Source organism: Chryseobacterium sp. TQ-BC-N36, assembly GCF_058382295.1.
On sequence record NZ_CM178175.1, the window covers coordinates 4,170,131 to 4,184,245 of the forward strand.

Sequence of the window (14,115 nt, forward strand, 5' to 3'; positions counted from 1 at the left end):
AGTTTTTATTGTATATAATTTCGCGAAAATTATATCACTAATATAGGAAATTAAATAATATGATTATCTGTTTTTTTGTTCTTATGCAGATGGAAAATAGTAAGTTGCAGATGTTTTTGGAGCTATTCACTACAGTTGGCTGAACATACAAGGAAATTTTGTTGAAGAGCGTTGGTTTTGACAATCAAATTTAATGCATAAAATAATCCAAAAGTTTTACAGGTAGAGACCTTTACTTATATTTGTAGTATTGCATAAATCTTTATGAGACTAAACATTAAAAACGAAACGGGCAGGCTGAAATCAGTAGTTCTAGGTCAGCCTAATTCATTGGGACCGGTTCCCACACTAGAGGAAAGTTATGACGCAAAGTCATATTACTCAATCGAACACAACATTTATCCTAAAGAAGAGGATATTATCAATGAAATGAACGCTTTTGAAGCGGTTTTAAAAAAGTATGACGTTGAAGTATTGCGTCCCAGTATCATCAAAGACTATAACCAGGTTTTTTCAAGAGATGTAGCTTTTGTAATAGATGATAAGATGATCATTTCCAATGTGATCGCAGACAGAGCAGATGAACAGGAGGCCTACAAGAGCGTTTTTGAGAAAGTAGCATGGAGAAAGATCATCAATCTTCCGGAAACTGCACATATCGAAGGAGGAGATGTGATTGTATGGAATGATTTTATTTTCATCGGAACCTGCTTCAGCGAAGATTACAGAAACTATAAAACGGCAAGAACGAATGAGTATGCCATTGAAATTTTAAAAGAATATTTTCCAAAGAAAAGAATCATTGATCTGGAACTGAAGAAAAACGATAAGGTTCCTTTTGAAGGCATTCTGCATTTGGATTGTACATTTAATCCGGTAGGAGAAGACAAATGCATCATTTATAAAAACGGATTTGTAGACGAAAGTGACTACCGTTTGATCATTGATATTTTCGGAGAAGAAAACTGTTTCCATATCAATGATGAAGAAATGTTTGAAATGTTCCCGAATATTTTCTCCATTTCTCCTGATGTAGTGGTTTCAGACAAAGCATTCACAAGAATGAATAACCACCTGAGAAATGAATGGGGAATGACAGTAGAAGAAATCCCTTACAGAGAAATCTCCAAAATGGGTGGATTGTTGAGATGTTCTACAATGCCGCTTGTGAGAGAGTAATTGAGTGGGATAGTTTTAGTGTTTGAGAGTGACGGTATTTTAGAGTCTGAGAGTTAGAGTGTTGGTGGGTTTGAATATTTTTTTAATTTTAAAAAAATATTTGGGTATGTCGACAATTAAATTTCATCAGGATTTAAAAGTTTTTCAACAATCATTTGAAACAGCACAGCTGATTTATGAACTCTCAAAATCATTTCCAAAAGAAGAACTTTACTCCCTTACAGATCAGATAAGAAGATCATCAAGATCTGTAACAGCAAATATTAGCGAGGCCTGGGGAAAAAGAAAATATGAAAAATCCTTCATCGCTAAGCTTACAGATTCGGAAGGAGAAGCAAGAGAAACCCAAACATGGCTTCAGTTTGCCTTTGCCTGCAATTATATGAATGACGAGCAATACAATAATTTGCACAACAAATACAACCAAATAATAGGAATGTTAGTTAATATGATGAGCCAGTCAGAAAAATGGTGTTCATTTTCTTCAATGAATAAAGAAGAGAATAATTTGTAAAATGCTGTTCAGGCACTCAAACTCTAATACACTAACACTCTCAAACTTAATAAAAATGCAAACAACAGATACCGTATTAATGATAGAACCGATTGCATTCGGTTACAACGCAGAAACAGCGAAAAACAATTATTTCCAGGTAGAACAGACAGGTTCTGATATCCAGTCAAAAGCTTTGGCTGAGTTTAATACTTTTGTCGGAAAGCTGAGAGGGAAAGGAATCAATGTGATTACCATAAAAGATACTCCGGACCCGCATACTCCTGATTCTATTTTTCCCAATAACTGGGTAAGTTTCCATAAAGATGGAAAGGTGGTTTTATATCCGATGTTCGCTTCCAACAGAAGAGTGGAAAGAAGGGAAGATATTATTGAAACCATCGAAGCTCAGGGATTTGAAGTAGCTGAAATTGATGACTGGTCATTTTCTGAAACTCAGGGACATTTTCTGGAAGGAACAGGAAGCATGATCTTCGATCATGATAATAAAATTGCGTATGGCTCTGTTTCTCTGAGACTGGATGAAAAACTGTTTAGAGAATTCTGTACCAAATACGGATTCACTCCGGTAGTTTTCCACTCATTTCAGACGGTAGGAACGGAAAGGCTACCTATCTACCACACCAATGTAATGATGTGTGTAGCCGATAAATTTGTCGTAATCTGTCTTGACTGTATCGATGATGAGCTTGAAAGAGAAAAAGTAATGGAAACCATTAAAGGCTCAGGGAAAGAAATCATCGAAATTTCTGAAGAGCAGATGCAGCAGTTTGCAGGAAATATGCTTCAGGTTCAGAACAAAGAGGGTGAGAAATTTTTGGTGATGAGCCAGACCGCTTACCAGTCTCTCACTCCAGAACAAGTAGCAGCTATTGAAAAATACTGCGAAATTATCTATTCAGACCTGAATACCATTGAAGTAAATGGTGGAGGAAGCGCAAGATGTATGCTTGCTGAGGTTTTTCTTCCAAAAAAATAATATATTTACCAAAAAAATTAATTGAACCCATTATCAGGTAAAGGTTTACATATTCTTCTGACTTTGGAAACAGAGTCAGAAGATTTGTTATTAGACAGCAAAGGTTTTCTGACGTTTACAGAAGATATTCTGAAAACTAAAGATGTAGAAATTGTAGGAGTAACCAATCATATTTTTGAAAATGAGAGTTTTACTTCCGCAGTCATTCTGAAAGAGTCACATCTTTGTATCCACACGTGGCCGGAATTTAAACAGCTTACCTTTGATGTATTCCTTTGTAATTATACTCAGGACAATACCCAGAAAGTAGAGCAGATTGCAGATGAGGTGGTTCAGTATTTTAAAGCTAATACCATTCAAAAACACAAAATTTACAGATAAAAATGTACTATGTCTGCCCAGCATGCGAATCAGAAAATAAATTAGATCTCACCTTTCCTGTTGAAGAATATGTTTGCGGTACCTGTTCTTATCTCATTGATGTTGCCGGAAACAAAAAAATTAAACATCTGAAAGTCCCTACGGAAAATGTTGTTTTAGATGTTGGACAAAAAGGAAGAATCGGAGAGGTAGAATATACTGTTGCTGCCATTATCGTCAGGAAATATGGTTCCAGTATTTTCTGGCGCGAATATTATTTAAAAGACAGTAAAGGAAATGATGCTTTCCTGAGTGAAAGTGACGGGCATTGGGTTTTCCTGATTCCTATAGATGCTGATGATTTTAAAAGTAAAGATTCAGCATTCCCAACCTATCTCGGGCGAACCTATCGATGGTACGAAAACTCTCAATGCAGTATTGAAGCCGCAGCTGGTTTTTTTGATGAGCATCTGGATTTCAGTATTGCTACCTACAAAGAATATGTCAACGGAACCCGTATGATCTCTCAGGAGAAGACCAGCAGGAAAAGCCAGTATTTCTATGGAGTCCACATTTCAAAATATGAAGTAAAGAAAGCTTTTAAAATAACTAACCTGCCGTATTATACAGGAATAGGGATCGTTCAGCCTTATTATTTCGATATCAGACAGGCTGTAAACATCTTTTGCGTGGCGGCATTAATGATTTGTTTGCTTCAAATGTATGTTTACACTTCAAGAACCAACGAAACCGTTTTTGCAGAGACCATCAATTTTGCAGATGTAAAAGATAAAGAATTGGTCAGCAAAAGCTTTACCCTTTCCGGAGGTTCGGCCCCATTAAAAGTGAATGCTTTTTCAGGTGTTGATAATTCCTGGGCGAATGTTCAGCTAAGCCTTGTGAACGAGAATACCAACGAAATTATCTATACCTCCAAAGATATTGAACAGTATCATGGGTACGAAGACGGGGAAAGCTGGACGGAAGGAAGCCAGTCTGAAGATTTTAACCTGTGTGGGGTAGGCTCCGGAAAATATCATTTCATTATTTCAGCTGAAAAAGAAGGAGGCTTGCCGTCATTTTCAGGCCTTACATCGCCTGATTCAAAGGTTATGATATCACGGGATAAATCAGGAACAATTGAGGTTACTGACATATTCAAGGTGCAGACCAAAACTTTTACAGACGGGCAGACGCTGGAAAAAGATACCTCGGAAGTGATCAGACTTGCCAAAGCATCGTTCGGAACTCAAAAGCTGGATTCCCTGATTAATTCTGAAGCACTTAAACTCACCACAGACCCCATTTCAAGCAATACTTATGTACAGCTCAAAGCTACATGGCTTCCCGTTTCATTCTGGAACTTCGGGATTATTTTATTCATAATGATTGCTGTGTTTGTGGCAATGTGGATAGGAAAACATTACTTCAATGTAAATAAATGGAAGAATAGTTCAAACTCACCTTATCCTGCAAATGATGATAACTAATATAGTCAATTACATAAGAAAAAACTGGATACTCTGTCTGATCGGAGGATTCTGCCTCACCTGGTTTGTATACCTTACATACCAGGGAAATCAGGTCTGCGACTGCGCCAAGACAGAAACATACCGCGACGGAACCACAAGAAGCCATTCCAGAGTAGGATTCTACAGATATTATCACAAATAAAAATATAAAACTATGGACAACATCAATTTCTTACCCATACTAAACTCGGTTCTTTATTCATTTTTAGGAATCGCTATTTTGCTTGCATGTTATTTCATTATTGAAAAACTGACTCCTGAAAAAACATGGCATGAGATCGCCCAGAATAAAAATATAGCAATTGCTATTGTCTTCGGGGCATTTATTATCGGAATTTCAATGATTATAAGCGCGGCAATACATGGATAAGAAGAGGATTCCTCTTGAGCTGCTTTTATTGTTTTCAGTATTCGTCATTGCTACATGTGGACTGATTTATGAGCTGGTGGCCGGAGCGCTGGCAAGCTATCTTTTAGGAGACTCTGTAAAGCAGTTTTCCTTCATTATCGGAGTATACCTGTTCTCAATGGGAGTGGGGTCTTACCTTGCGAAATTCATCAAAGGAAATCTTATTGATAAATTCATTGAGATCGAAATCCTGGTAGGAATCGTGGGGGGAATCAGCTCTGTTGTGTTGTTCATTCTGTTTAATACGCTCGCCCATTTTGAAAGTGTTTTATACCTTTTCGTCTTTTTCACGGGATGTCTCGTCGGGGTGGAAATCCCGCTTCTGATGAATATTTTAAAAGACAGGGTGCAGTTTAAAGATTTAGTTTCAAATGTCTTTGCATTCGATTATATCGGAGCATTACTGGCATCTATTCTGTTTCCATTGGTTTTGATTCCGAAGCTGGGAATTGTCAAAACCCCTTTGTTTTTTGGATTGATTAATATTTCCATTGCGATATTCCTGTGCTATTATCTTACAAAGGAATTATCAAAACCGCTATCGCTCAAAGTAAAATCTCTTGCAGCATTTGCATTTCTTTTAGGACTTTTCATTTTCTCAGATACTATTTTATCCTATTCAGAAGAAAAATTATATGGTGAAAATGTAGTGTATACCAAAAGCTCTCCTTATCAGAGAATTGTTTTAACTAGAAACACTCATGAATTCCGTTTATATTTAAATAACAACCTGCAGTTTTCATCCACAGACGAATACCGTTATCATGAGGCTTTGGTACATCCTGCAATGTCGATGGCAAAAAATATAGATAATGTCCTGATTCTTGGAGGCGGTGATGGTTTTGCAGCAAGAGAAGTATTAAAATATAAAGATGTTAAAAAAGTAACACTTGTAGATCTTGACGGAGAGATGACCCAGTTTTTCAAAACCAATGAAACCATGCGCAGACTGAATCAAAGTTCTTTCTCCAATCCTAAAGTGGAAGTGATCAATAAAGATGCTTACATCTGGGTAAAAGAGAACAAAAAGAAGTTTGATGTCATTATCATAGACTTTCCGGATCCGTCCAATTACAGCCTCGGAAAACTTTATTCCTTACAGTTTTATAAAGAACTGGAGAGATTGACAACTCTTGATACCAAGATTGTAGTTCAGACCACCTCTCCATATTTTGCTCCGAAATCTTTCTGGTGTATCGAAAAAACAATCCATCAGATTTTTCCTTTTACAGCAGCATATCACACTTACGTTCCGTCTTTTGGGGAATGGGGATTTTCTATGGCTTCATTTGAGCCCGTCAACAACAGGATCTACAGAAAGCTGCCTGGCTTAAAATATTATGATTACAACTTTTCACAGATGTCTTATTTCAATAAAGATATGAAGGTGAAAGACGTAGAAGTTAACCGTCTGGATAACCAGATATTAGTCCGATATTTCGATGAAGAGTGGGGGAAAGTACAGTAGAAAAGATTTTCTCACAACTATATTTTTAGGTAGTCTTATGCTTCCCTTTTTGCAGTATTGCGGAAAGAAAGTTAAAGCTTTGCTGCTGAAGGTCACCGGAACGAATCATGTCCTAGGACATAAGCTTTGGGCAAAAGATTTTCCACCGTTTTCAGAAGTTATCCACACTAAATATCTTATTGTCGGGGGCGGAATCTCTGGTCTTTCGGCGTGTAGATCCTTCAGCCAGCATCATGAAAGTGATTATCTTCTTCTGGAAATGGAAAATCATCTTGGCGGCAATTCCTCCAATGGAGAGAACTCATTTTCAAAATTTCCTTTGGGCGCCCATTATTTACCGTTACCGAACAAAGAAAATACAGAAATCATCAACTTCCTGAAAGAATGTAAAATCTGCCTGGGAGCAGAAGAAAACGGAGAACCTGTTCTTGATGAATACCAAATGACATTTCCACAGCAGGAAAGATTATTTTATAAAAATTCCTGGCAGAACGATATTGTTCCCCAAAGAGGAATTTCAGCACAAACTCAGCAGGAGCTTACCCGCTTTTTTAAGCTGATGGATGAGTTCCGTGTAAAGAAGGATGCGGAGGGAAAATATTGGTTTGCTATTCCCGTACATGATTCCAGCAGAGAAGATGAGGTTTTAAAGCTTGAAAAAGTAATTTTTAAAGATTGGCTGGCAGAAAACAACTACCGGTCTGAAGAGCTTCTATGGCTTCTGGATTATTCCTGCAGAGATGATTTCGGATTAGGAATAGACTACGTTTCTGCATGGGCAGGAATACATTATTTTGCCGGAAGAAAGAATAACTGGAGCACAATATATAAAGATCAGGTATTCACATGGCCGGAAGGAAATGCAAGACTGGCAAAACATCTTTCAAAATTCACCGAGGGAAAACATATGCCGGGAAATCTGGTTTTTGATGTAAAAATCAATGATAAAGTTGAGGTATTAAGTTTTGATAATACCCAAAAGAAAACCAAGAAGATCATTGCCGATAAAGTACTGTTTGCCACACCGCAGTTTGTGAATGAGAGAATTTTTAATCATAAAAAAGCATCTTCCTTTCATTATGTGCCCTGGCTTTTAACCACCATTACGCTGAAAAATGAATTCGGAGGAGATGAAGAGCTGGCCTGGGATAATGTGATCTACGGTTCTTCAGGATTGGGGTATATTTTTGATCAGCATCAGAATCTCAACCAGATTATCGGTGAAAAGGTGATTACTCATTATAAAAGTTTTTCAACTTCAGACTGTAGAAAAGCAAGGAAAAAGCTCTATGGCATGAAGGAATCTGAACTGAAAGATTTAGTTTTGGATGATCTGAAGAAAGCACATCCGCTGATAGAAGATTTCATTCTGGAAATGCAGTTTCATAAAATAGGGCATGCGATGATCGCTCCTGTTCCTAACCAGATTTTTGGAGAAGAAACCAGAAAAGCAAAAGAACCGATAGAAAGTAAAATTTTCTTTGCCCATTCCGATCTTTCAGGAATCTCTATTTTTGAAGAAGCTTTCTATCAGGGGCTCCGGACTGCAGAACAAATGATGTAAAATAATACTATGAAACAGCCGTGGATACATAATGCAAAAACAGACTGGTGGTTTATTTTATCACCACCTTTTCTGGTGCTGCTGATTATCTTTCTTTTTCAGAAACAGATTCAGACACTGGAAAATCATTATTCCTTTTACACATGGCTTTTCCTGATTGTTTTTGTTGATGTTGCCCACGTTTATTCCACTCTGTTTAAAACCTATTTTGTAAAAGGAGAGGTACAGAGAAATAAGCTGCTGTATCTGGGAATTCCTGTTTTGAGCTTGATCTTGGGAATGATCCTGTTCCAGTTGGGTAGTCTGATCTTCTGGTCAGTACTGGCATTGATTGCCGTTTTTCATTTTATAAGGCAGCAGTACGGCTTTATGAGGATCTATGCCCGTTTTGAACCGAACAACTGGAGTAAAAAAATAGATGAGATTGCTGTTTACTCCGCGACTGTTTATCCGATGTTGTATTGGTTTAAAACACCCCGAGCCTTTACATGGTTTGTAAACAATGAGTTTGACTGGCTTCAGAATCTTCCGGATTACATTCCTTTACTTACTGCAATCTACTTTGCAATCCTGATCATTTGGCTTTTTAAAACTGCTTTTGAAGCTTTTAAATCCAAACGGATTAATATTCCTAAAACAGTGTTGATCGCCGGAACTTTTCTTTCCTGGTATTTTGGAATTATTTACTTCAACAATGATCTTCTGTTTACTTTTCTGAATGTAGTTTCTCACGGGATTCCCTATATAGCATTGATTTATATCCGGGAAATAAAGCAAAAAGAAAATCAGCAGCTGAACCGGATGCAGATTTTTAAATCCTTTTCAGGAATATTCCTATTTGTTGGAGTCATTTTATCGTTTGCCTTTCTCGAAGAATTTTTGTGGGAAACGCTTATCTGGAATGAGCACTTTTCCCTGAATATGATGGTCTCAGAAAATCTCTTTCAGTTTCTGGTTCCTTTATTGGTTGTTCCGCAGCTTACTCATTATCTTCTGGATGGCTTTATTTGGAGAAAACCGAAAAAAGTTAATTAACTTTGTCCGGAACGTTTAAAATCTGAAAATGAGACAATATTTTCTGTCATTAGCAATCTTTCTTGGAATGATTGCAGGGGCTCAGCAGAAAACATTCTGTAATCCTATCAATATTGATTATGGTTATACACCCTTCGAAGTTTTTTCAAAACAGGGAAAGCACCGTGCTACAGCGGATCCGGTAATTGTCAATTTTAAAAATAAACTTTTCCTTTTCTCTACCAACCAGGAAGGGTACTGGTACAGTGATGATATGCTGGACTGGAAGTTTGTAAAAAGGAAATTTCTCAGAGACAACAAATATATCCACGATCTTAATGCTCCGGCAGTTTGGGCCATGAAAGATACTTTATATGTGTATGGCTCAACCTGGGAACAGGATTTTCCGATCTGGAAAAGTACCAACCCAACCAAAGATGACTGGAAAATTGCAGTGGATACTTTAAAAGTAGGAGCATGGGATCCGGCATTCCATTATGATGAAGACAAGAATAAACTGTACTTGTACTGGGGCTCAAGCAACGAATGGCCGTTGCTGGGAACAGAAGTAAAAGTGAAAGACCTTCAGTCCGAAGGTTTCGTAAAACCTATTATTAAGCTAAAACCTGAAGATCATGGTTGGGAAAGGTTTGGGGAATACAATGATAATGTTTTTCTTCAGCCTTTTGTAGAAGGAGCATGGATGACGAAGCATAACGGGAAATATTATATGCAGTATGGCGCTCCGGCAACAGAATTCAGTGGGTATTCCGATGGAGTATATGTGAGTAAAAATCCTTTGGAAGGCTTCGAATATCAGCAGCATAATCCGTTCTCTTATAAACCGGGTGGTTTTGCAAGAGGAGCAGGGCACGGAGCAACGTTTGAAGACAATTACAAGAACTGGTGGCATGTTTCCACAATTTTTATTTCTACTAAAAATAATTTTGAAAGAAGACTGGGAATCTGGCCGGCAGGTTTCGATAAAGATGATGTGATGTACTGTAATACGGCGTATGGTGATTATCCTACATACCTTCCGCAGTATGCACAAGGCAAAGATTTTACGAAAGGCCTTTTTGTCGGATGGATGCTGCTGAATTACAATAAACCGGTTCAGGTTTCATCTACTTTAGGTGGATATCAGCCTAACTATGCGGTAGATGAGGATATCAAAACGTATTGGAGTGCTAAAACAGGAAATGCCGGGGAATGGTTCCAGACAGATCTTGGTGAAGTTTCTACGATCAATGCCATTCAGATCAATTACGCGGATCAGGATGCTGAGTTCATGGGGAAAACCCTTGGAAAAATGCATCAGTATAAAATCTACGGTTCTAATGATGGTAAGAAATGGAATGTGATTGTGGATAAAAGCAAAAACACTAAAGATGTTCCTCACGACTATGTTGAGTTGGAAAATCCGGCAAAAGCCCGTTTCCTTAAAATGGAAAATCTGAAAATGCCTACCGGAAAATTTGCATTAAGCGGTTTCAGAGTGTTTGGAAAAGGAGCAGGGAAACAGCCTTCAAAGGTTGAGGGATTTGTGCCTTTAAGAGCTGACCCTAAGAAATATGGTGAAAGAAGGAGTATCTGGATGAAATGGCAGCAGAATCCTGATGCAGACGGCTATGTAATCTATTTTGGAAAATCTCCTGATAAATTGTACGGAAGCATTATGGTATACGGGAAAAATGAATATTTCTTTACAGGAGCAGACAGAACGGACGCCTACTATTTCCAGATTGAAGCTTTCAATGCCAATGGAGTTTCAGAAAGAACAGCCGTTGCAAAATCTGAATAAATACAATTAAATTATAAAAGAATGACACGTTTTGAAGAATCAGAACGTGTTATTTTTTGTCAATTTCTTTAATGAAGGTTTTAATTTTATCAATAAGAAATAGATTATTTGGATGTTTATCCCAATCCAGATGTCCTCCATTGAATTGATAAGATTCATGGATGATATGATTGGCTATCAAGGCTGAATCCAGTCTTTTTTCCTGTGTAGAAGGAACTACACGATCCGAACTTCCATAGTAAGACAAAGTAGGAGGGGAATCACTTTTTATCCATTTCACAGGGCTGGCAAAATCGATCTTTGATATTCCGGTTTTAATTGTTTCAGGATCCACAAGTCTGCTTTCCACAAAAGAATACTCCTGATAATTTTTGAAACCCGGATCAGAGAGGTCTGCCGGGCCAACAATATTAATTACAGCTTTTACTTTTTTATCTGCATCAAACTTGTAGGCATACAGCATCGATAAATGGGCTCCGGCACTATTTCCTAATATGATGAGCTTGGGGTTGTATCTGAGTTTCTTCTTTAAAAAGGCTGTAACTGCTTTGATGTCATTCATCTGATTAGGCAGTCCGTAGTTTGTTTCAGAAGCCAGTCTGTAATTCATGTTAACGAAAACATGATCAGGAAATCTCTTCATCATGGATAGAGTAAAGAATGTCAGCTGTGATTTATTTCCGCTGCGCCAGCCTCCACCATGAATCATAATAAAAACATCCTTTTCTTTACTCGTTTTTGTATCGGGAATATAGAGATCCATAACCTGCCCAGAGCTGTTTCCATAATGGATATTTTCCTCCTTATCAAAGCCGATATCTTTACCCAGTTTGACCTTTTTTTCTGCACAGCTTATCCATAAAAAGAGCAGGGTAGGGAAAAGTACAATAATCCTTATATTTTTTTTCATAGTGATTAAATATAAAAAAATCCGCTGAAAAGAATCAGCGGATACCGTAAGAATAATTGAATATGAAGAAAGATAATCTTTATCTGGTTCTGCTTTTAATAGCATCAGAAGCGCCTTCAATATCTCTTACCTTTTTCACTTTCTGGTTTCCGAAATTGTAGGTAAGGCTTACCGTTAAGCTTCTGTTGTAGCGGTTTTGGTGGATGTAATTGTAATTTCCGTTTTCCTGGAAATCTTCAATTTTAACGATGTTGGTATTCAGAATATCATTTACATTGACAGCAAAAGTCCAGTCGTTCCACATTTTCTTAAGGCTGAGGTCTAAGCTCATTAAGTTTTTCAAAGAGCCAAGCTCAATCTGCTGCTTGTCGACAAAGAAGTAATTAACGCCGAAGAACCATGTTTTCTTTTTATCAAGACGGATGGTGTTGTTGGTCTGAATCAAAAGGCTGGTAGAATTCGTTTTATTGGTGTAGGTAATAAAATTTCCGTTAGGTCCTTTATCATTCTTAAACCGGTCTCCGGTAGTAGGATCAGTATCAAGACTTCCATTGTTGATGTTATGCTGCACCCCGATATTAAAGTTGGTCGTCCAGTATTGTTTGAAAAACGACTTCTGAATACCTACCATGGCAGACATTTCCTGCTTGTTCCCAAAATTGGTTCTGATGTATCTCAATGCAGGATTATCTCCGATCTTACCATCCGGCGATACCGGATAACCCTGTAACGGAACCTGTGTAATGACGTCCTGAATGTAAGAATGGTTTAAAATCAAAAAATAGGAATTTCTGTACATGTATGTAAGTTCCTGATTGTAGGTAGAGGAAGCCTTTACAAACGGGTCATTCTGAGTGTAATTATCTTCTGTCAGGATGTTTCTTACAGGATTAAGTTCCCAGAAGCTCGGTCTTCTCATTCTGCTTGAGAAAGAGTATGAAATATTGTTTTTATCATTAATCGCATAATTCAGGCTCAGATAAGGAAGAATGTTGTTATAGTTTCGTTCAATCCTTTTAAGTGCGTCCGTAGGTGCATTGTCTGAAGTTCCCAAACTGTTTGTGATCTCGTATCTGGTACCTACTTTTCCGGAAAGTTTATCAGAAATCTTTTTCTCTACGGTAACATACATTCCATAGATATTTTCATCATAAATAAAATGATTGGGTCTTGAATCCGGAGCTGTTAGGGGATTAAAGGAATAAGTAATGTTTTTAGAATCGTTGTCTGTTTTGGTTTTGTTATAGTTTCCTCCTATAGAAACTGTAAAATCATTTTTAAACTTCTGAATATAATCTACCATTCCGGAGAAGTTATTAATGATTTGAGGAAGATTCTGAAGTACCTGTGTAGTTCTTGCTCCTACAGTTCTGTTGATGTCCGAAGTGAAGGTCTGATTATCAGTAAACTGGAATCTCCTATAATTAAGGTAAGCGGCATTTACATTCAGTTTACTGCCAAGTGAGTCTGTTTTTAATTCATAATTCAAATTGACGGAATTGTTGTAGGACCTTGAATCTTCTTTGTTTTTGGACCATGTATATTCCGTATCTGTTTTTTTTATGGTATTAAATAAATCTACCGTTGAATTATAGCTTTTATTGGCCCAGGTGTTCCATGATAGGGCAAGGTTGCTTTTATCGTTAAGCTGATAATCGATATTCAGATAACCTCCGATATTTTTGTTCGGATCATCAATATCACCTGTAGATTCATTGGATGTTTTGGCAGTACCGTTTCTTAAAGTATACGTTTGTGCTTCAATATTCTCACCGCCGCTAAGACTTGCACTTACTCCAAGTTTGCCTTTTCTGTAATTGGCTGAGAAACTCGCCTGACTTCCGTTATATTTGTTGGTGGTATTAGACATTCTCATGTTTCCGTTGAGACCGTCGCTCATTTTTTTCTTTAAAATGATATTGATGATCCCGTCTGATGATTCTACCTGATATTCGCTTCCCGGTACGGTAATCACCTCAATTTTCTGGATATTTTCTGCTGGAGTATTTTTCAGGAACTGAGCCAGAGACTCGGAATCCATATTGCTTTTTCTTCCGTTGATATAGATCAGCGCATTATTTTTTCCTGCGATTTTCAATGTTTTATCATCCGTAGAAGATAATAAAGGGGTTTGCTTCAGAAGGTCAAAAGTAGTATTTCCTTTAGCAACAGGAGATGCTGCTACATCATATACAAAACGGTCGCTTTGCTTTTTAAAAACCTGTTTTGTGATGGTTACCCCTTCTATATTTTTTGTTTTTGCCGTATCAGATTTCTTCTCCTGTGCTAATGCGCAAGTACCAAATACGATAGCCATTGACAAAATTATACGTTTCATGTTTGTTTATTTAAGAGTGGATTTAGTGAAATAAGTTTTTATAA

13 protein-coding genes are annotated in these 14,115 nt (G+C 37.4%); 11 read left to right on the forward strand and 2 right to left on the reverse strand.

Features of this window, described 5'->3' with window-relative positions; genetic code table 11:
• Positions 1 to 264: 264 nt before the first annotated feature.
• From AC3FI7_RS18775 to AC3FI7_RS18825, 11 genes are all read left to right on the forward strand, one after another.
• Complete coding sequence (locus tag AC3FI7_RS18775) at positions 265 to 1,179, forward strand: dimethylarginine dimethylaminohydrolase family protein (protein WP_142725351.1); 915 nt, start codon at positions 265 to 267, stop codon at positions 1,177 to 1,179.
• A 106-nt stretch (positions 1,180 to 1,285) separates the two neighbouring features.
• A complete protein-coding gene (locus AC3FI7_RS18780; RefSeq protein ID WP_172617104.1) occupies positions 1,286 to 1,693 on the forward strand; it encodes a four helix bundle protein in 408 nt (135 codons plus the stop codon).
• Between the two features lie 55 nt (positions 1,694 to 1,748).
• Positions 1,749 to 2,672: a citrulline utilization hydrolase CtlX gene (ctlX, locus tag AC3FI7_RS18785; protein ID WP_491460677.1), complete on the forward strand. Its 924-nt coding sequence runs from the start codon at positions 1,749 to 1,751 to the stop codon at positions 2,670 to 2,672.
• 21 nt (positions 2,673 to 2,693) lie between these two features.
• Positions 2,694 to 3,053 carry an S-adenosylmethionine decarboxylase family protein gene (locus AC3FI7_RS18790; protein WP_343660111.1) on the forward strand — a complete coding sequence of 120 codons (360 nt, stop codon included), beginning with the start codon at positions 2,694 to 2,696 and terminating at the stop codon, positions 3,051 to 3,053.
• Between the two features lie 2 nt (positions 3,054 to 3,055).
• On the forward strand, positions 3,056 to 4,522 hold the full coding sequence (locus AC3FI7_RS18795; RefSeq protein WP_491460678.1) for a DUF4178 domain-containing protein: 1,467 nt from the start codon (positions 3,056 to 3,058) through the stop codon (positions 4,520 to 4,522).
• Positions 4,512 to 4,706, forward strand: a complete 195-nt coding sequence (locus tag AC3FI7_RS18800) for a hypothetical protein (protein ID WP_131438699.1) — start codon at positions 4,512 to 4,514, stop codon at positions 4,704 to 4,706. The genes AC3FI7_RS18795 and AC3FI7_RS18800 overlap by 11 nt, the downstream gene beginning before the upstream one ends.
• Before the next feature lie 12 nt (positions 4,707 to 4,718).
• Complete coding sequence (locus AC3FI7_RS18805) at positions 4,719 to 4,934, forward strand: DUF350 domain-containing protein (protein ID WP_142725356.1); 216 nt, start codon at positions 4,719 to 4,721, stop codon at positions 4,932 to 4,934.
• Positions 4,927 to 6,441: a polyamine aminopropyltransferase gene (locus AC3FI7_RS18810; RefSeq protein ID WP_343660107.1), complete on the forward strand. Its 1,515-nt coding sequence runs from the start codon at positions 4,927 to 4,929 to the stop codon at positions 6,439 to 6,441. Before AC3FI7_RS18805 ends, AC3FI7_RS18810 begins: the two co-directional genes overlap by 8 nt.
• Before the next feature lie 37 nt (positions 6,442 to 6,478).
• Positions 6,479 to 8,005 (forward strand): NAD(P)/FAD-dependent oxidoreductase, encoded by a 1,527-nt coding sequence (locus AC3FI7_RS18815; RefSeq protein ID WP_491460679.1) that lies wholly within the window; start codon positions 6,479 to 6,481, stop codon positions 8,003 to 8,005.
• Between the two features lie 9 nt (positions 8,006 to 8,014).
• Complete coding sequence (locus AC3FI7_RS18820; RefSeq protein WP_142725359.1) at positions 8,015 to 9,040, forward strand: hypothetical protein; 1,026 nt, start codon at positions 8,015 to 8,017, stop codon at positions 9,038 to 9,040.
• 28 nt (positions 9,041 to 9,068) lie between these two features.
• Positions 9,069 to 10,823 carry a discoidin domain-containing protein gene (locus AC3FI7_RS18825; protein WP_343660103.1) on the forward strand — a complete coding sequence of 585 codons (1,755 nt, stop codon included), beginning with the start codon at positions 9,069 to 9,071 and terminating at the stop codon, positions 10,821 to 10,823.
• Positions 10,824 to 10,872: 49 nt separating this feature from the next.
• Here AC3FI7_RS18825 and AC3FI7_RS18830 read toward each other — a convergent pair whose 3' ends face one another.
• Positions 10,873 to 11,733 carry an alpha/beta hydrolase fold domain-containing protein gene (locus tag AC3FI7_RS18830; protein WP_491460680.1) on the reverse strand — a complete coding sequence of 287 codons (861 nt, stop codon included), beginning with the start codon at positions 11,731 to 11,733 and terminating at the stop codon, positions 10,873 to 10,875.
• A 79-nt stretch (positions 11,734 to 11,812) separates the two neighbouring features.
• A complete protein-coding gene (locus tag AC3FI7_RS18835; RefSeq protein WP_142725362.1) occupies positions 11,813 to 14,071 on the reverse strand; it encodes a TonB-dependent receptor domain-containing protein in 2,259 nt (752 codons plus the stop codon).
• Positions 14,072 to 14,115: the final 44 nt, after the last annotated feature.

What these genes read in the sequence shown, in the direction of transcription:
- AC3FI7_RS18775 (WP_142725351.1), top strand. Translation starts at nt 265, where the DNA reads ATGAGACTAAACATTAAAAACGAAACGGGCAGGCTGAAATCAGTAGTT.
- AC3FI7_RS18780 (WP_172617104.1), top strand. Translation starts at nt 1,286, where the DNA reads ATGTCGACAATTAAATTTCATCAGGATTTAAAAGTTTTTCAACAATCA.
- ctlX (WP_491460677.1), top strand. Translation starts at nt 1,749, where the DNA reads ATGCAAACAACAGATACCGTATTAATGATAGAACCGATTGCATTCGGT.
- AC3FI7_RS18795 (WP_491460678.1), top strand. Translation starts at nt 3,056, where the DNA reads ATGTACTATGTCTGCCCAGCATGCGAATCAGAAAATAAATTAGATCTC.
- AC3FI7_RS18800 (WP_131438699.1), top strand. Translation starts at nt 4,512, where the DNA reads ATGATAACTAATATAGTCAATTACATAAGAAAAAACTGGATACTCTGT.
- AC3FI7_RS18805 (WP_142725356.1), top strand. Translation starts at nt 4,719, where the DNA reads ATGGACAACATCAATTTCTTACCCATACTAAACTCGGTTCTTTATTCA.
- AC3FI7_RS18810 (WP_343660107.1), top strand. Translation starts at nt 4,927, where the DNA reads ATGGATAAGAAGAGGATTCCTCTTGAGCTGCTTTTATTGTTTTCAGTA.
- AC3FI7_RS18815 (WP_491460679.1), top strand. Translation starts at nt 6,479, where the DNA reads ATGCTTCCCTTTTTGCAGTATTGCGGAAAGAAAGTTAAAGCTTTGCTG.
- AC3FI7_RS18820 (WP_142725359.1), top strand. Translation starts at nt 8,015, where the DNA reads ATGAAACAGCCGTGGATACATAATGCAAAAACAGACTGGTGGTTTATT.
- AC3FI7_RS18825 (WP_343660103.1), top strand. Translation starts at nt 9,069, where the DNA reads ATGAGACAATATTTTCTGTCATTAGCAATCTTTCTTGGAATGATTGCA.
- AC3FI7_RS18830 (WP_491460680.1), bottom strand. Translation starts at nt 11,733, where the DNA reads ATGAAAAAAAATATAAGGATTATTGTACTTTTCCCTACCCTGCTCTTT.
- AC3FI7_RS18835 (WP_142725362.1), bottom strand. Translation starts at nt 14,071, where the DNA reads ATGAAACGTATAATTTTGTCAATGGCTATCGTATTTGGTACTTGCGCA.